We start from the raw sequence: 18,577 nt of genomic DNA, 5'->3' as shown, positions 1-18,577 counted from the left end.
CCCAACTCTCCTTTAAATCTTGTTTAACTGTTCATTATTTCCTGGCCTTCTGCCGTGTTCATACCCGCTTCCAGCAGTTTGACGATTCTGTCTACGTCATAGACGCATCCCCGCCATGTGCCGCCGCTCGCTGCTTGCAGTGCAGCCCATAGCCGAGTGTCGTCAGGAAGATCAGGGTCTTTCGCGAGATCGGGATGAGGTTTTCTAGAAGCCAATACATTCGTTCCCACTTCAGAATCCTCCGGCACCTCACCGCTGCCTACCATTTCGACATGTCCCTCTAATTGACGGAGGTCGATACGGATGTCAATCCAATCGCCATTGCGAAGCTGGCCAACGGGTCCGCCAGCAAGGGCCTCGGGTCCAATATGACCTATACAAGCGCCAGTTGAGACGCCCGAGAAGCGTGCGTCTGTAAGCAGTGATACTTCTTTGCCGAAGGGCAGATGCTTAAGCGCTGAAGTCAGCTGATAAGTCTCTTCCATCCCCGTACCCGATGGGCCGCGCCCAATGAGTACCATAATATCCCCGGCAACGATGCCTTTGTTTTTTATCGCATGGATTGCCGCACGTTCCGTCGTGAACACTTTCGCCCTGCCGACGTGGCGATAGACCCCATCACTGTCAACCATCGAAGGATCAATTGCAGTCGATTTAATAACAGAGCCCTCGGGACAAATATTTCCTGTCGGGAAAGTCACAGTCGAGGTCAGCCCCGCTTGTTTGGCGCGTTCCGGGCTGAAGATGACGCGGTCTGGATCAATTCCCTCGTTCTCCAGCAAATGCCGGCGCATGCGGTGGCGGCGTTCTGACGATTCCCACCAATCCAGCGTCTCCCCAATCGTATTGCCTGTTACCGTAAGCGATTTCTCATCCAAAACGCCAAGTTTGCGCATATGCAGCATAACCTCAGGTACACCGCCAGCAAGGAAAGCTCTCACTGTCGGGTGATGTTCTGGTCCATTAGGAAGAACGCTGACTAATCGCGGGACGCTGCGGTTGACTTCTGCCCAATCAGCGACAGTTGGCAGGTTGAGCCCCGCCGCATGTGCGATTGCAGGAATATGGAGCAGCAAATTTGTAGATCCGCCGAAGGCTGCATGAACGGCCATCGCATTTCGAATGGCATGATCCGTTATAATCTGGCCTGTCGTCAGTCCGCTCTCCGCCATTTTGAGAGCAGCTCTCGCAGATTGCCGTGCCATTTCCTCCCACACCGGCTGTCCTGACGGTGCCAGTGCAGCATGAGGAACGGTCATACCAAGAGCCTCCGCTATCACCTGTGCCGTTCCCGCTGTTCCTAAGAACTGACAGCCTCCACCAGGTGTCGCGCACGCGCGGCAACCAAGATCAGCCGCTTCCTCAAGCGAGAGTTCACCATTTGTATATCTCGCGCCAATCGTTTGGATCTTGCCTGCATCCTCGCCTTGGGTCGGTGGAAGCGTAACGCCGCCTGGAACAATTACGCCAGGAAGCTTACCCATCCCTGCCAGTGCCAACATCATGGATGGCAATCCTTTGTCACAAGTGCCTACCCCCAATACGGCAGAGCGTTGCGGCAAGGAACGGATAAGACGTCTTAATACCATGGCTGCATCATTGCGAAACGGCAGTGAATCGAACATCCCCGTCGTCCCTTGTGAACGGCCATCACAAGGATCGCTCACGAAACCCGCGAAGGGTATGCCACCAAGACCTGCGATTTCCTCCGCAGCGGCTTTCATCATGATTCCAACTTCCCAATGCCCCGTATGATAGCCAAGAGCGATCGGGCGGCCGTCCTCCTCTCGAATGCCGCCTTGGGTTCCAAGAATGAGTATTTGCTTTCCCAAAAGCTTCTTCGGATCCCATCCCATGCCAACGTTCTGTGTTAATCCGAATAAATCACCGCTTGGTGAATGACGAAGCATATCCGGGGTAAGCGGCAAGGAGCCGCTTGGTCCTGGAGCATGCGTATAGATGTCAAAATAAGAATCGATATCCTTGCCCATTATCGTTTCGAAGCCTTCATTCATTTCACACCATCCATTCCTTGTGTTGTCGTTATGGCTTAATGAATACGGTTTTGATTGAAGTATAGAATTCAATAGCGGCTTGGCCTTGCTCCCTTGAATGCGAACTGGACTGTTTCATCCCCCCGAACGGTGCTTGAAGCTCAACACCGGCTGTCTCTGCATTAATACGGACAAGGCCTGCTTCCATATCTTGAACGAACTGCAAAGCGTTTCCGATATTACGGGTATAAATGGATGCGCTAAGACCATAGTCCGTATCGTTTGCAACCTCTATCGCTTCATGAATATCATTCACTTCGATTAGTGCAAGCACAGGCCCGAATATTTCTTCTTGAGCAATTGACATTTTTGAAGTCACTTTATCAAAAATAGCTGGCGTGACATAGAAGCCATCTGATAATGCGCCCTCAGTTGGTCTTGTGCCGCCATACAGCAATACTGCCCCTTCTTCTACACCCTTGCTAATGTAAGATAGAACGGTTTCCATTTGTTTTTCATTCGCACATGGGCCTAACCATGTCTGTCCATCCATTCCATCTCCAACCTTCAATTCAGTCACCTTCTGGAGCAGCTTCGACTTGAACTCCTCATAAACATCCTTCACTACGATAACTCGGCTTGTCGCAGTGCACTTCTGGCCAGTAGAACGAAGCCCCCCGCTAATTGTCGCTTCAACCGCAAAATCAATGTCTGCATCTGCCGCAATTAGGATCGGATTTTTTCCGCCCATCTCCAGCTGATACTTAGCCCCGCGTGCCAACGCTGCCTGCCCTACCGCTTGCCCTACCGCATTGGAGCCCGTGAAGGTGATTCCGTTAATATCAGCATGTTCTGCAATTCCTTGACCTATGACGCTGCCACTGCCTACGATCATATTCAGAACACCGGCTGGTAAGCCTGCATCATGGAAGCATTGCATAACTTTCGCTGCGGTAACCGCTGTTTCCGTTGCTGGCTTCCATACGACCGAGTTCCCATATATTAATGCAGGTGCGATTTTCCAAATAGGAATAGCAACTGGGAAATTCCAAGGGGAGATCACCCCTACCGTTCCGAGCGGTGACCTTGTAGTATACAAGAAAGCATCTGGATCGGAAGAAGGTATAACATCACCTATTTTACGCATGCCTTCTCCTGCATAATAACGCAGAATGGCCACTCCACGTGCCGTCTCGCCCTTTGCCTCGGGTAATGTTTTACCCATTTCCCTCGTCATCGCTTCACCGATTTCATTCATTCTACTTTCCATGATATCAGCTGCTTTGAACAGCAAATTCCCCCGCTGCGATCCCGTTAGCTTACGCCAAGCAAGCTTGGCCGCCTTTGCAGCTGCAACAGCATCCTCTAGATCCCGTTTAGTAGAATCCGGGATCATACCTACGACTTCGTTTTTATTTGCTGGACTTATGCTTTTCTGCGTTCTGCCGCTCTCGGAGCTTTTCCATTCGCCATTAATGTAGTTGTAATATATAGCGTAATTTATATTTACCATTTTAATCTTCCTCTCTTATTTAAATTGCTATTTAGGCCAAAACAGCAGTATTTACTAGTGTTCCAAGGCTGGTGATTTCGATTTCAATGACATCTTCAGGTGCAAGTGTGAACTGATTCGGAGGAACGATACATGTACCCGTGAGGAGGATCGTACCATCGTACACAATATTATCCCTGTGCAGAAAGGAAACGAGTTCCTCCAGCTTGCGTTTAAGCTGTCCCGTGCTTGCTGATTCATCGACTACTTTTTTTCCATCTCTATATATCCGCAAMGTGATCTGCAGCTGGTAGGGATCTTGAATCGTTTCGGCTAATCTTATGACCGGTCCAATTGAGCATGATTGTTTCCAAACCTTGGCTTGCGGAAGATATAACGGATTCTCTCCTTCAATATCGCGGCAGCTCATATCGTTGCCAATAATGTATCCTACAATATGGCCTCGCTTATTTAAAACCAAACCAAGCTCCGGTTCCGGAACCTGCCAATTCGAGTCGCTTCTCAAGCAAACATTATCAAAATGGCCAACCGTCCGAGCTGCTGTGGATTTCATGAACAATTCTGGCCTTTCTGCATCATACACCTTGTCATAGTAGGTGGATGCATTCAGCTTGCCGCCAGTCGCCTCATAATTTCTAGCTTCCTTGCTGCGCGCATAGGTTACACCGGCTGCCCATACTTCAGGGGCAGCTACTGGCATAAGCAATTCAAGACTAGCAAACTCCCTGTCCAGCGGCTGATTTGAACGGATCAGATCATTCACGTCTTCAAGTGGTGTTTTTCCTGCCTTCTCGATTCGTTCAAGGAATGATATAAAGTCCGAATCCGCCAATTTGAATACCTTATCCTCGTCAGTTACTGCCGCCAAACATTGCTCTACGCCATCACGATATCGAATAATTCTCATGTTAACCTCTCCTTGTTTTATAATATAAAACGACGTTCTCAAATTATAATATAGATCGACTTGCTTTCACCGCATGTCGATCTAGCATTAACTCAATAGTTATTGCTCAGGAAGCTCATCTTAGAACTGATAACCTAGCTGGCGAGAAATTTCACTCGTTTCCTGCCGAATCAGGCCAATTAATTGTGCCAGTTCTTGATCATCAACGTGTGCTACCATGGTGGATATGCTCATCGCCGCTATCACATGTCCGTTATGATTGTATATCGGAGCAGCGGCACACCGGACCCCCGGCTCATTCTCCTCATTATCAATAGCATAACCTTGCTTACTGACTTGCTCCAACTCTTTCAAAAAAGCTTCGGGGCTGTCGATCGTCTTATCCGTAAGCTTAACAAACGTATGTCCTTCCGCAATCTGCCCCTGTTCTTTGATAGACCGGAAAGCCGCCAATACCTTACCCACGGCGCTGCTATGCAAAGGTATTCTGCGACCGATACGTGAATAACGAATTGCAGCCTTATGCCCCTCTACTTTATCAATGTATATCCCTTCTTTTCCATCATCCATAATGACCAAATGTGTCGTTTGGCCAGTGGCGGCAGACAAAGCCCTAAGATGCGGTCTAGCGATTTCCCGAATATCAAAATGATTGAGAAGCAATTGTCCCTTCTCTACAAACCTCATCCCGAGGCGGTATTTCCCAGTCTGCTCATCCTGTGTAATGTAATCATGAATTTGAAGCGTTTTCAACAATGAATGAACTGTACTTTTGTGCAAATCCATTTCTGAGCTAATTTCAGACAGTTTGTACTCCATATGATGCTCATCGAATAAGTCGATAATTTTCAATGCTCTATCCAATGCTTGAATGATGGGCATATTCTTTTGCTCGCTCCCCTCCTAGAAGTGGTTTTATATTATAAAACCGTGTTCTAAAATATTGTTGGGTAAATAATAGCAAACTCTAATTGCAATGTCTACCCTCTGTTATCATACAGCGGACCACCTTTTAAAAGATAAAAACGCGGCACAGCTCAACGAATCTATTTTTGTTTCGATAACAAAAACAAAAATGACGCTCAAGAAATATCTCTTGGCGTCATCTTTATGTTCTTTTAAGGTGATCTCTTGTTTTTCTTACTGATATTCCTGCTTCCTTCAAGGCTCTCACTTCAAAACAGCTAACAAAGAATGGTGAATGTACGAATTGGAGGCAACTAGCGTTTCATCGCTCAATTTAAATTCATTTCCGGCACGGTTTGATATCTTCCCGCCCGCTTCTTGAATAATAATCAAGCCAGCGGCGACGTCCCAAGGATAAAGCCCATCATGCCAAAATCCAGTCAATCTCCCCGATGCCACTAAACATAAATCAAGGCTAGCAGAGCCAATAATACGCACATCTCTAGCTGCACCCGTTATTTTTGCTATTTGCTCCACTACGATTGAATTGGCTTTCCATTCCTTGGCCGGGAATCCCGTGCCGAGCAGAGCTTGACCTAACTCTTGCTCCTGACCGACTTGAATCGGAATGCCGTTCAGAAACGCACCGCCATGTTTCCGGCCGAAATAAAGCTCATCCGTTACCGGATTATAAACGACTCCACATATCGGAATTCCATCCTTTATGATGCCAACCGAAATCGCAAAATGGGCCATTTTATGAATAAAGTTTGTTGTCCCGTCGACGGGATCAATAATCCACCCGTATCCTGAAGGCGGCTGCAGCATTAAATGATGAGAGTCTTCCCTGCAGCCATCTGTTTCTTCCGATAAAATCCAGTGGCTCGGATAATCATTCAAGATTCGATTGCGAAGCAGCTCTTCGCTTTGCATATCTACTATCGTTACAAGGTCGGATTGATTTTTCTTTTCATGAATTTGAAGAGGCTGCTTCATGAGCTCCAAAATCAATGCCCCTGCTTCTTTCACATAACGAACCGCATCCCGCATTATCGTATCTTCCATTTCTAGCTGTTCGTTCATTACTGCACTACTCCTATCACAACTAGATTAATAATAAGTTTATGAATCCATAGTTAAAATCCGATCTCAACCTTTAAACTCCCATTTTCGATTTCGAGCTTCTCACTGGGTGCTAGACTGCCCGTCAAATAGAAAGTTGCGTCTGTATTGGAACGAAGCTCCTCCCATTCATTCAGAAAAGCCGAAGATCGTATGATGCTAATGGGTATAATGCAATGCTTCGGTTGTATCCAAGATAATATGCGAGCATTAAAACCATCCTGCAGCCCATGATGAGAGACCTTTAAAATTGAGCTTCTAATGTCTATTCGCTGTGCTAAACGTTCCCATCCCGGCTCCAATAAATCACCGCCAAAAAGAACATTCGAATCCGGCTCCTCCATGCAGCTAAGCCGATAAACAGAACTATCATGATTGGATAGCTCAAAAAATTTGGCGGTATTCTCAAGAATATAATCATCCTCGTAGCATGCTGAGTTCGTGCCTGCTTCAAATAAAACATCAAAAGCCGGCAGAGGATCGCCATGCCATGGGTACAAATGAGTGAAGACAACACCTTCCTCTGACCAAACGATACTGTCCTCGCTAGATCCATAGGCGCTCCGCCATAAAATTTCAGTCCCTTGCTCGCTTAAGACGTGAACCAGTTCCAAATAAGAGGCCAGCATAGCGAATACTCTTTTTGTAAAATCATCCCCTCGTTCTTGAACCAGCTGCTCTGGCGGAAGGATGAACGGTTCATAGGGGAGAATCGCTTTGGTTACTGATTTCACTCGGGCGATGTCCAATAGGCCATTCACATGATCCTCGTGGATATGCGTTAGAATCATCCAGTCCAATTGTTCAACGCTGTTACGGTTCATCCAAGATAAGGGATGGTCTTGAAAAGGCGAGGTTTCACCGTCTCCCCCATCAATTAAACACACTTTTCCTGAAGGGAGTACAATGAGGTGAGCATCTCCCCAGCCTACATTCAGAAACTGAACTTTAGCGCTCATCATATCTCAACACCTTTATGGTTAGTTTCGCTGTTTCACCTTTCCATAGGCAGCAGATGAATTTTTTGCTTATCTACAGACAAATGCACGGTGCCCTGCAGATACCCGCGCACACTTGGGCTCGAATCATCCACAATCCACTGCAGCGGCGAGCCATCAATCCAATAACGAATCATCCGTCCTTGAAAGCTGCTTCTTTGAATGATCCCGCTCCAAACATTCTCCTCTCCATTTTTCGCTTCGCCTATTGAGATGCATTCCGGTCGAATGACCAAGGTTACTCTGTCGCCGGACCGAAACGGATATTCGCCACGATGCACCTTCAGCACAGAGACACCGCATTTTATGATCAAATCGTCTTCTTCTATCGCTGCAACTTCACCCTCTATGAAATTAGCTGTCCCTACAAAATCAGCTACAAACTTATTATTTGGTTTAAAATAAATGTCCCAAGGCGTCCCGACTTGCTCGATACGCCCTTTGTTGAACACAGCAATCCGATCAGAGATTGCCAAAGCCTCATCCTGATCATGTGTCACGAAGATAGCTGTAATTCCGAGGCGCTGCTGCAGCTCTCTAAGCTCATTTCTTACTTCAACTCTCATTTTGGCATCCAGGTTGCTTAGCGGTTCATCCATCAATAATATCTTCTGTCCCATAATAAGTGCTCTTGCAAAGGCAACTCGCTGCTGCTGTCCGCCGCTAAGCGCTCTAGGAAGACGATCCTGCATCCCTTGAAGTCCAAACATATTCAGCATCGCATCCACTTTCTCCCTCGCTTCTTGCCGAGGAAGCTTCATAAGCTTTAAGCCGTATGCAATATTTTCATACACGGTCATATGCGGGAAAAGCGCATATTCCTGAAAGACTAGCGGCGTATTGCGCTTGAATGCCGGAAGCCCGTTCGCTTTTTTGCCTTGAATATATATTTCACCGGCATCCGGTTCATAAAATCCTGCAATCAGCCGCATCAGCGTCGTTTTGCCGCAGCCGCTTGGCCCGAGCAGCGTCGTAAAGCTGCCCGCCGGAATATCGAGGGAAACGTGACTGATCGCCTCGAAATCTCCAAATCTTTTCGACATATTCGTAATTTGAATCATCTGTTCCTCTGTCTTCATGTTATCCTCCACTTAAAGTTCTATCGATCTGCCTTGTTTCTTTAGAAACAGCTGAGCGGCTGCCAGTACAATAAAAGCAATAGAGATGAGTACGATCGTAAAGGCTGATGCACTTCCCCATTCCCCATTTTGTACAAGCCCGAGAATCGACACCGTACCTACGGAAGTTTTTGCTGAGTAAATAAAAATGATGACGCTGAGGCAAGTGACGGACCGCAGGAAAGATACGACAATGCCTGAGATAAACGCTCCTCTCAATAACGGCAGAAGCACCTTCCTGAAGGTCGTTATGTTACTTGCCCCCAGATTAAGCGATGCCTCCTCAAGCGCTCCGCTGATCTGCTGCAGTCCAGCAAGGCACGCACTATAGCAGGTTGGCAAATTCCAAACCATGAGCGCTAGAACCATGATAAGAGAAGTCCCTGCAAGATGAAGCGGCTGACCATTAAAAGCCATTGCAAAGCCCAGCCCTAGGAACACGCCCGGAACAGCCCCTGGCAATATGGCCAAGAAATCAAGCAGCCGATTAATGCCTACTCGTTTTCTTTGCACGATAAAAGCGAGCGGCAAAGCCAGAACGCCTGAAGCCAGCGAAGCAATCGCCGCAAACTTGATACTGTTAACCATCTCACGGCCCTTTGCGGCAACATACGTCAAATTTTCGAGAGTGAACGACCAATCGTACCCCCAAGTTTTAGTAAAAGCGCCGTATACCAAAACGCCATATACCGCAAGGATAAAGACTGTAACGAACATGCAGAATCCAAACAATGTCCATTTCACAGCAGGAGGCAGAGGGAAATATTCAAGCGATGTTTCTTTGCCTGTGACAGTAACATATGATTTTTTGCCAACCCAGACTCTATTCCATACAAATAAACCAAGTGCAGGAAGCAGAATAGCTGTTGACAGCACAGAAGCCGATTTCAAATCAAACATACCTGACATCTGCATATAAGCCTCTGTCGGCAGTACATTAAAGTTTCCGCCTATAACGATGGGATTGCCAAAATCCGCTAAAACACTCATCGCTGCAATTAGTACCCCACCCGCTATACCCGGTCTGCAAAGAGGCAGCAGTACGTTCTTAAATACTTGCCAATGCGTTGCTCCAAGATTGTAAGCCGCATACTCCAAATTCGTTGAGGTTGACTTCATAACGCCATATATGACGGCATAAGCGTATGGAAAAAAAGTAATGGTCTGAACCAGCCATAAGCCGTGCCAGCCATAGATATCAAAATTTACATGCAGCACATATTTCGTAATCATCCCTTGTCTGCCAAAGAGGAGGATATACGATAACGCCACAATAAACGGCGGTGAAACGATAGGCAGGATCGTTATAAATCGGAACAGTCCCTTAAATGGAACGTTCAATCTTGTCATCGTATAGGCAAATATGAATGCGACGACCATACACGAGATGCTGGAAATCACCATCATGAACAAGCTGTTCAATGCCGCATGATACCATCTGGGATATGTAAATAGCTTCAGATAATCCCCTAATTGAGAGAAGCTGATCACTTTAAGAATTGGCCACACAACAAAATAACTTGTAATAAGCATGATCACAATAATAGCTGCCGCTAATACAGGATCATTTTTTAACCTTTTCAATTCCGCCCAGGTGTCTTTGACAGTAGTTGAAAACAAAACCTTTCACACCTTTCGGTTAAACGTGTATACACTCCGCTTGCTAACGCATGGCCGCAGGCGGAGTGCATTCGTTTATCTGTTAATTATTTCTTGTCGATCATTTCCGTAAATTTTGCTACAACGTCTGCTTTCATTTCGGAAGCCTTGGTTCTGTCATAATCAACAAGCTTCACATCTTCAATCTTGATCATGCCTTCTGGAGCAGCTACATCTTTTCTTACAGAGTAGCGGTTGGAGAGCTGAGTATTCATTTCTCCAACTGGCTTCGTTAACAGCCAATCTACAAATATCTTCGCATTTTCTAGATCCGCTCCGCCTTTTACGATACTTACACCGCCAATTTCAAATGCGGTTTGCTCTGGAACGATAACTTTGATCGGGTAACCGGACTTGGCGGATTTGACGATATCATGCGCCCAAGACATACCGGCAATGAATTCGCCTGTTGCTGTAAGGTTGATTCCGTCTCCAGCAGCTTTTGTATAGTGATGGACGTTTTTATTTAGCTTAGAGAGATAATCCCAGCCTTGCTCTTCACCCAAGCGGAATAATTGATCCGCAACAAAGATGTAGCCGCCGCCCGCTGTCGCAGGGTTCGATGTTACAAATTGACCTTTATAAGCAGGATCAAGCAAGTCGTCCCACGTAGCCGGTTCTTTAATCCCTTTAGGCTCCAGCTCTTTTTTGAATCTTTCCGTATTTAGAACAATACCTAGAACACCCATATACCAACCCTGCCAGAAGCCTTTCGGATCGTTGAAGCGCTCTTCAATCTCTTTGGCATTTGGAGATGTGTAGGCCTCAAGCAGCCCTTGATCAGCAAGTGTCTGATGAAATTCAACCGAGCCTCCCACAAAAATATCTGCTTGCGGCGCATCCTTCTCCGCTTGAATTCGCGTGCTGGTCTCTCCAGCATTTCCTACACGCAGATAGTCCAGCTCAATCCCTGTATCCTCTTTAAATTTCTTCTGAATTTGGACAATGTCATCCTCATTCAGCGCTGCATATACAACCAATTTCTTCGATGCTGGTGCTGGTTTTTCCGTTTCCACTACCGGTGCATTCGTTGGTGCATTGGTTGCTTTATTTGCAGATTCTTGATTATTTTTGTTTGCACCGCATCCCGATAAAAGGCTTGTTGCCATAAAAGCTGCCAGTACGGCCGTACCCCATAATTTTGCTGTTGGTTTCTTAAACATTTCCATCCTCCTATTTTTTATAGGGCTATGCCCATTCTCTATCCTTCAATTACTTCGCTGACACAATCGCTGATATGATGGCTTGTCCATTACTTGTTACAGCATTGTTCCATGTCACCGTATTTCCAGGAGCAACAACTGCCGATACATATCCCATGTCATCGTCACCCGAGGTTCCATCTGAATCATAAGCATGGATTTCCACATTCGTATTGGATGGTTTGGCAACATAAACGGTGTTGTAGCTCTCAGAGAAGTTAGGTCCAAATTCCGCATCATTTGCGCCGAAAGCGATGTTGAAATTTTGGAATTTCGGAGCATCATTTTTTTTCCAGAACCTAGCGTCCGTCTGGCCTTGACCATTTACAAAAGCTTTAATGTAGATATCGCTTTTTCCGCCAAACGGATCACGATCCTCTAGACTCTGCATATTAAGCAAGGTAATCTTATGAGAATAATACGGATTAGAGACATACGTATGCGAGAATTGACCAAGACCATTCAGATGTACGTCTACTTGATGAGCCGGATCTGACCAGTTCATCCCCTGAAGGGCAGGGCCATCGTCACTATCATCCCAGCCCCAAGGCGCTTTTGCTGAGTTGGCCGTATGATTATCGCCTGCAAATGTACCGAATGAGGAGAAAATGTTAGGATCGGTTCTTTTGCTCCAAAGATCGCCCCATTCAATTAAATCGTAGCCGTATTGGTTAGTGTAGCTTCCGGAAGTATTCGTTGGGAACTCGGCTGTACCCGTATAATTGTAAACAATCCCATCTCCGCCTGGAGCGCTTGAACCGTCATAGGCTTTGACGCCATGTCCTCCGCTAGGGCTTTGGCCATTCGCCTGGCTGAATACTTTAGGATGGCTACCATTGAATAGAACCCCGCCATCGACATCGTCTGAGCCTGAAGTAATGTTAGGATCATTCGTATAGTCATACCACTGATTATGGCCCATGGTCTCCATTAGCTGAAAAGATCCATATGTAGATCCATCTTTTCTGATGACTAAGAACAAACCTTCGAGGTCATTCTCATGCGCATCAAGAGGTCTCGTATAAGCATCGTCCCTAGCGTGGAAGAGATCGTACTCGATGAAATAATGAGTGAGCGTTTCTGATACCTTATAGTAGACATAAGCATTTTGATTGAAGTTGTTAAGATTATCCCAATTATTACGTGCAATAAAGTCGCCATCATAATTGAAATTGGTTATAAAATCGGCTCTAACGTCTAGATCAGCATTCACATCTTGATAAATCTGAGGCGCCCAGTGAGCGGCTAATTCCGAATGACTTGCTGCATGCGTTACAGCAGCTCCGCTGAAGAAAGGAATGACCAATGCACATGCAGTCACAAGACTTAAAATGGTTTTCTTCATATACGAACTTCCCCTCCGGTAAATGAAATGAATTTCAATTGAAGATCGGTATAAGCTTACGAGCTAAAAATTCTGCAGCCCAGAGCAGCAGCACAGAATCATTGCAGCCTCATTCGAGAACCCCTCCATTCTTCGTTTTATGCAAGCTCATGCTGTCTGACATCTCAAATTATAGGGAAAATATCTTCGCAGTGTCAATCCATCCAATGTTAAATAATTGTATAGATGATTAGTGCCATATAAGCTGTATAGTTGATCAAAAAAACAAAAATATGCTACAATCATGTTGTCAGACAGCATAGATCTGAAGAACGATATAATCAACTTACGGAGAGGAAAAGCGCAATTTGGAGAAGAAACTGCTTTACCTCAAAGTCAAAGAGGAAATTGAAAGAAGCATTAACGAAGGCGAACTGCAGCCTGGGGATAAACTTCCTTCCGAGCCTGAACTAGCAAAAAAATATGAAGTGAGTCGTCCTACTCTTCGGGAAGCGCTCAAGATGCTTCAGCGGGAAAGGATTCTTATAAGCAAGAACGGGGTCGGCACTTACGTTAACAACCGCTCTGATTTTATAATCAATCCACTCAGCAAGCTTCAAAGCGTGGGGCAAATGATTAAAAACGGGGGCTATACCGAAAGCGAGTTAGACATCAAGATTTATTCGCGTGAGCCGGAGGATGATTGGAAAAAACAACTGCAAATTGATGAACCCGTTGTCGTATTGGAGCGGTCTAGAACTGCGAATGGGAACAAGGTAGCTTTTTATTATAATATTTTCCCGCAAAGCTTGGTCACAGGGCATATCGATGGGGAATTTACGGGGGCTATCTTTGATTTTTTGAAAAACAAGATGGGGATTCATATTGCTTATGCCATTACTGAAATCTGCGCGTTAAACAGCTCCAAGCTGCTCGACCAGAATGCTATCGATGTACTCGGCAATGAAATTATTTTATTAAAGCAGCTCCACTATGACGATAACGATAAACCTGTTTTTTACTCCCTTGATTATTTGAAAAATAGTGTCTTTAAACTATTTATTAAACGCGAATAAACAAACCTTCGAACAGTCGAGAATATGAACTCTCGTATTCCCCCGTGTTCCCTTGACTGAAATAGGGTATCTATCTTAGTCAAGGGCGTTATTCGAACGGGTAAGGAACTTAACTATTTAACGAACCGCTGCTCGGCAGAATGTCCGCACTCACGACTCGTTCCCGGCTGGAATATGTTTTCCCTGCTTCCCGCAGTACCAGTAATCCAATGAATAAGGATACCCCGCCTATAATGATCAGCAGTGCTCCGAGCTCCTGACTGTAGGCTGTTAGCGCTCCATCCCGAAACGCCATCCCGCGTATGAGGCGGTTAAGCCAGTTCATCGGCAATACCCATGCAAAAATTTGAAATGGCTCTGGAAAAGCAAGCGGAGTCAGTTGAATTCCAGTTGCAAGAAATGACGGATACAATACGAAGCTGGTTCGCAAATTGACTTTAGACAAATCTTTGGCAGAGTATCCGATCAACAGCCCCATAAGTGACAACGCAAAGGCATAAACAAGCAATGGGATAATAAAAAGATAAGGCTCCGCTTCAAACCGCATTCCCCCCACCTGCTTCAGTAATCCATAACATAAGAGCAGCGAAAGGGCGGTCATGACCGCGTAAGGTACACTGCGAATCCAAAGCTGCAAGGGCGACTTTCCGTTTGCAAAGAGCTTCCCTTCCTGACGCAAACGAGGCGCAATAGAGCCCGCTGCGCTTGTTGTAATCATGAGAACCACAATATTTACAAAACCAAGCACCATAAAGCCGACATAACTTGTGGTTGGATTAAACAGCATCCGCTGCTGAAGAGACAACGGAGAAACAACGCCTCTAGCGGTTTCGGCGTCCATCCCTTTTTGAACCAGGCGGGACATAGAGAGGGTCATATTTTCCGTTACGATGACTTCCTGAATCGCTGTCCGAATGCCGGTTAACCCAGAGGGCATCGTGTTATCCATTAAAATGCCGATATTCGTTGATATGCCCTGCTGCTGAAGCTGCTGAAGCTGCTTAGGCAGCATGATGACCGCTACAGCCTGCTCATTTGCAAGCAATGTTTCCGGGCTCAGGCGGCTCGCGTACACATTTGTAACTTTCATGTAGGGGGAAGCATTTATTTTCGAGATCAGCTGCCGCGAATACGAGCTGTGATCCTCATCAATGACTACGACAGGCGATTCGCTAATTTGGTTATGCGAGAACATTAATCCAAAAAATAGGGCCGCAACAAGCGGACCAATAAAGATTAAACGCAAATACTTACTGCCCGATACGTACCTCCATTCGTCAATCAGCGATTTCATCAAGTCTCACCTCCGCCGTCATTCCCGGAAGCAAATCAGCATTTGAATCCACAGCTATTCGGACAAGAAACATACTTAAATCTGCTTGCCCCTTTTCACGTGACATGCGCAAGTTCGCAAATTGAGGGGCCGCTGAAATCGAAGTCACAACACCATTCACCTGTGCGGGATCATCCAAGTATGGAAAATGAATACCAATGCTTTGATCAACCTGAAGCTTTTGGATCTCACTTTCCTGTATGTAGAGGTCTGTATAATAGTTGTTTTTTTGCAAAACCGCCATCGGCGCTCCTTGCTTTACTTGATCCCCCGGCTTAACCGCAATTCTGCTGATCAACCCGTCATCTAGTGCAAGCATATCTGCTTCTCCTTCTTCAGCTGATTTAACCTTGAACAACACATCACCCCGTTTTACCCAGTCACCCGCAGCCACATCCACCTCTACAATCGAACCTGGACTTTTCTGATAAAACAGGGTCGTTTGCTCCGCCTCAAGCACGCCTTGTTTCCTCATCTCAGCCTGACTGACTGCATCCTTTCCTTTAACAACAAGAAGTGAACCTCCAACGATCAGCGCAACCGCAATCCCAATATAAAAACCTGCTTTTATTTTCATTCCTCAATCTCTCCCATTCTCTATTTGCAGTTAAATCTGCTGCTCTTTTTTTATCTTCATCATTTTTCTAACCGCGTTTTCTGCAGCTTCCATAATTACTTCACCCAATGTCGGATGGGGATGAATGGTCAAAGCCAAATCCTCCACGGTTGCTCCCATCTCAATAGCAAGGCCAAGCTCTGATACGAGTGTTGAAGCCTCCACGCCAACGATTTGCGCACCGATCACGATTCCTGAGGATGGATCCGCCAAAATTTTCACAAACCCTTCAGTCTCCCTCAATGCCAAAGCTCTTCCGTTGATTGCAAAAGAAGCTTTGCCAATAACAATCGGGATGAATTTAGCTTTTGCTTCCGTTTCATTTAAACCAACGCTGGCCAGCTCTGGATGAGAAAAAACGACGAGCGGAATGGCTTTATAATTAACCTCAGAGGCATGACCAGCAATGGCTTCTGCCGCAATTTTCGCTTCGTAAGAAGCCTTGTGGGCGAGTGCCGGACCAGCCGTAATATCTCCAATGGCAAAAATATTTGGAATAACCGTTCTGCACTGTTCGTCTGTCTCAATCAGTCCCCTGCCCGTCACGGGCAAGCCTATGTTCGCAAGCCCTAAATGACCATCTGTATTAGGTTTTCTGCCGATAGTGACTAACACATACTCCGCTGTAACCTCATGTTGCTCCTTGTTTTTTAAATACTGCAGTGTAACTGAATCAGCATGCTGCACCACTTTCTGTGCTGTCGCCCCAGTAATCATTTGAATACCATCGGCTTTCAACTGCCGAACCACAGGGATCGCGAGGTCTGCCTCGAAGCCCGGCAGTACTTGTTCTCCTCCTTCTAGAATCGATACCTTTGTTCCAAATTTGGCATACATTTGGCCGAGTTCGATTCCGATATAACCGCCGCCAATAACGACCAAACTGGTCGGAACTTCAGGGAGCGATAGCGCTTCTGTGGAAGATAGTATACGTCCTCCAACCGGAAATGCTTGCAGCTCGATCGGACGAGATCCCGTTGCCAATATGGCGTTTCTAAAAGAAATCGTTTGCTCCCGGCCGCTTTGCTGAATAATTGCTGTATGTTCATCAACCAAACTGGCCTCTCCCTCCAAAATGCTCACACCAGCAGTCTTTAATAAATAGCTAACTCCTCCTGCCTGCTTTTTCACAATTCCCTGCTTGAAATGCTGCGCAATATTAAATGCTGCTGCCGAATCCGTATGATTGAACTGCCTAAGCAAATCATAGCGATGCGATTCTGCAATTAATGCTTTGGATGGAATACAGCCAACATGCGTGCAGACCCCGCCGAGCTGACTGCGTTCCACAATCGCCGTCTTCATTCCAAGCTGTGAAGAACGAAGCGCCGCCACATAACCTCCCGGACCTGATCCAATGACCAATGTTTCTACAGATTCAAGCGTACTCATATCCTGATCCCTCCTGTTGAAACCATTTAAAATATGATGACCATAATATATTATAACCATCATATTTTAAAATCGTCAACAGCTGTATTAAGCCCTTCCCAAGCTACCCGTTGCTGAATTCACTCAATTGACACCCTATATTATGACGACTATAATATTTTGAAGATACAATTATGAAGCTGTGGAGTGATTACAATACCGTATCCCAAAGGTCATAAGTTGAAAGTGCGGAATAAGATCGTTGAAAGTGCTGCCCAAGCTTTTCGCACGAAGGGTATACTCGATGTAAGTGTTCCGTTCATTATGAAGGGGGCAGGACTTACGCATGGAGGGTTTTATTCACACTTTGACAACAAAGAACAGCTGGTCGCCGAAGCCTGCCGGTATGCTATCAGCGATACCATTGCGATTTTGCAGAATGCTGCTGATCAGGAGAAGCAGAATCCCAAAATCAATAGTGTCATCGATTATTATTTAAGTCCGTATCACCGCGACAAAACTGAGATGGGCTGCATTCTTCCTGCTCTTTCTGGCGAAATTTCCCGTTCTTCCGAAGAGGTTAGGCAAGTATTCACCCACGAACTAGAGCGGATGATTGCTTTTATCTCCAATCTAGCGGAAATTGACACAACCAAGGGCAGCGCACTGATCAGTACAATGGTCGGCACTCTTGTTCTTGCACGGTCTGTTCACGATCCAGAACTGAGCGGCACTCTTCTTTCGGCAGGCAAGCAGTATGCCAAAGAGCTGGTTAGAGCCTAGTATTATCCGTTGAATGTCCAATTTTGATCCATAATAATCAGGCTAAAATATAAAAAAGGCGTCACAGAAATAAATCTCTGTAACGCCTTTTTATTCAATATTTACATGATTTTTTAAGCAGATTGAGTTATCTTTGAGATATTCTCTTCTGTATTCCCGACACATATAAATGCCTATCCTATACAACTAATTAACCAGCTCTAATTCTTTTGCACGCGCAATGGCCTGACTGCGCCGTTTCACGCCTAATTTTCCGTATAGATGGAATACATAACTTTTCACTGTGCTTTCCTTTAATCCAAAACGATAGGCGATTTCCTTATTTGACAATCCATCGGTTAAAGCATACAAAATCTCTGCTTCACGGTTTGTCAGCAGTTCAACTAGCGGCTGCGGCTGTGCAGCATTGGCAGCGATATCTAGTGGACTATACTCCGAATCGCTACTAGACGCACTGCTTTGCATTAGAAATTCCTCTGACGATTTCAAATAAACCATCCGTGCAATCATAAGATCCAGCACTTCCAGCCTCTCCTTCGTAAATACATCGGAGATCAGATTATTCTCCAAATAAAGAACAGATTGCGATGATGTTCCCGGAAAGGAAACCGGCATACAAAGAACAGACTGAGACTTACTGCGAGTGATATAGGGA

Annotated in this window: 16 protein-coding genes; 2 read left to right on the top strand and 14 right to left on the bottom strand. The window is 45.8% G+C overall.

Annotated features, from left to right (window positions below; all coding sequences use genetic code 11):
* Positions 1-23: 23 nt before the first annotated feature.
* The 10 genes from AB4Z17_RS03990 to AB4Z17_RS03945 form a co-directional block, all read right to left on the bottom strand.
* Positions 24-2,015, bottom strand: a complete 1,992-nt coding sequence (locus tag AB4Z17_RS03990; RefSeq protein WP_441958269.1) for a YjhG/YagF family D-xylonate dehydratase — start codon at positions 2,013-2,015, stop codon at positions 24-26.
* A 28-nt stretch (positions 2,016-2,043) separates the two neighbouring features.
* On the bottom strand, positions 2,044-3,507 hold the full coding sequence (gene gucD / locus AB4Z17_RS03985; RefSeq protein WP_441958267.1) for an alpha-ketoglutaric semialdehyde dehydrogenase GucD: 1,464 nt from the start codon (positions 3,505-3,507) through the stop codon (positions 2,044-2,046).
* Between the two features lie 31 nt (positions 3,508-3,538).
* Entirely contained in the window at positions 3,539-4,414 is an 876-nt protein-coding gene (locus AB4Z17_RS03980) for a fumarylacetoacetate hydrolase family protein (RefSeq protein ID WP_441912769.1), read from the bottom strand.
* 120 nt (positions 4,415-4,534) lie between these two features.
* Positions 4,535-5,296, bottom strand: coding sequence for an IclR family transcriptional regulator (locus AB4Z17_RS03975; protein ID WP_441958265.1), 762 nt, complete (start codon positions 5,294-5,296; stop codon positions 4,535-4,537).
* 288 nt (positions 5,297-5,584) lie between these two features.
* Entirely contained in the window at positions 5,585-6,403 is an 819-nt protein-coding gene (locus tag AB4Z17_RS03970) for an inositol monophosphatase family protein (RefSeq protein WP_441958263.1), read from the bottom strand.
* 53 nt (positions 6,404-6,456) lie between these two features.
* A complete protein-coding gene (locus tag AB4Z17_RS03965) occupies positions 6,457-7,404 on the bottom strand; it encodes a ComEC/Rec2 family competence protein (RefSeq protein ID WP_441958261.1) in 948 nt (315 codons plus the stop codon).
* Positions 7,405-7,436: 32 nt separating this feature from the next.
* On the bottom strand, positions 7,437-8,519 hold the full coding sequence (locus AB4Z17_RS03960) for an ABC transporter ATP-binding protein (RefSeq protein WP_441958259.1): 1,083 nt from the start codon (positions 8,517-8,519) through the stop codon (positions 7,437-7,439).
* Between the two features lie 12 nt (positions 8,520-8,531).
* A complete protein-coding gene (locus AB4Z17_RS03955) occupies positions 8,532-10,178 on the bottom strand; it encodes an ABC transporter permease (protein WP_441958257.1) in 1,647 nt (548 codons plus the stop codon).
* A gap of 86 nt (positions 10,179-10,264) precedes the next feature.
* A complete protein-coding gene (locus AB4Z17_RS03950) occupies positions 10,265-11,380 on the bottom strand; it encodes an ABC transporter substrate-binding protein (protein WP_441958255.1) in 1,116 nt (371 codons plus the stop codon).
* Positions 11,381-11,429: 49 nt separating this feature from the next.
* The gene (locus AB4Z17_RS03945) at positions 11,430-12,764 is read right to left on the bottom strand and encodes a hypothetical protein (protein WP_441958253.1); all 1,335 of its coding nucleotides are present in this window, start codon (positions 12,762-12,764) and stop codon (positions 11,430-11,432) included.
* Between the two features lie 347 nt (positions 12,765-13,111).
* Here AB4Z17_RS03945 and AB4Z17_RS03940 point away from each other — a divergent pair, with 347 nt between their 5' ends.
* Complete coding sequence (locus AB4Z17_RS03940) at positions 13,112-13,819, top strand: GntR family transcriptional regulator (protein WP_441912777.1); 708 nt, start codon at positions 13,112-13,114, stop codon at positions 13,817-13,819.
* A 109-nt stretch (positions 13,820-13,928) separates the two neighbouring features.
* Here AB4Z17_RS03940 and AB4Z17_RS03935 read toward each other — a convergent pair whose 3' ends face one another.
* Genes AB4Z17_RS03935 through lpdA form a run of 3 tightly spaced genes read right to left on the bottom strand, consistent with a single transcriptional unit; the run spans position 13,929 to position 17,160 of the window.
* The gene (locus AB4Z17_RS03935; RefSeq protein ID WP_441958252.1) at positions 13,929-15,113 is read right to left on the bottom strand and encodes an ABC transporter permease; all 1,185 of its coding nucleotides are present in this window, start codon (positions 15,111-15,113) and stop codon (positions 13,929-13,931) included.
* Positions 15,097-15,729, bottom strand: a complete 633-nt coding sequence (locus AB4Z17_RS03930) for an HlyD family efflux transporter periplasmic adaptor subunit (RefSeq protein ID WP_441958250.1) — start codon at positions 15,727-15,729, stop codon at positions 15,097-15,099. The genes AB4Z17_RS03935 and AB4Z17_RS03930 overlap by 17 nt, the downstream gene beginning before the upstream one ends.
* 30 nt (positions 15,730-15,759) lie before the next feature.
* On the bottom strand, positions 15,760-17,160 hold the full coding sequence (gene lpdA / locus AB4Z17_RS03925) for a dihydrolipoyl dehydrogenase (RefSeq protein WP_441958248.1): 1,401 nt from the start codon (positions 17,158-17,160) through the stop codon (positions 15,760-15,762).
* Between the two features lie 195 nt (positions 17,161-17,355).
* Here lpdA and AB4Z17_RS03920 point away from each other — a divergent pair, with 195 nt between their 5' ends.
* Entirely contained in the window at positions 17,356-17,922 is a 567-nt protein-coding gene (locus AB4Z17_RS03920) for a TetR/AcrR family transcriptional regulator (protein ID WP_441912782.1), read from the top strand.
* A gap of 186 nt (positions 17,923-18,108) precedes the next feature.
* Here the strand turns inward: AB4Z17_RS03920 and AB4Z17_RS03915 are convergent.
* Positions 18,109-18,577, bottom strand: a 469-nt coding sequence (locus AB4Z17_RS03915; RefSeq protein WP_441958246.1) for a response regulator transcription factor, incomplete at its 5' end; no start/stop codon positions are given.

This window comes from Paenibacillus sp. TAF43_2, assembly GCF_052113545.1.
Lineage (GTDB): Bacteria > Bacillota > Bacilli > Paenibacillales > Paenibacillaceae > Pristimantibacillus.
Note: the sequence above shows the minus strand (reverse complement) of the source record. Positions and strands in the feature narration are given on the sequence as shown.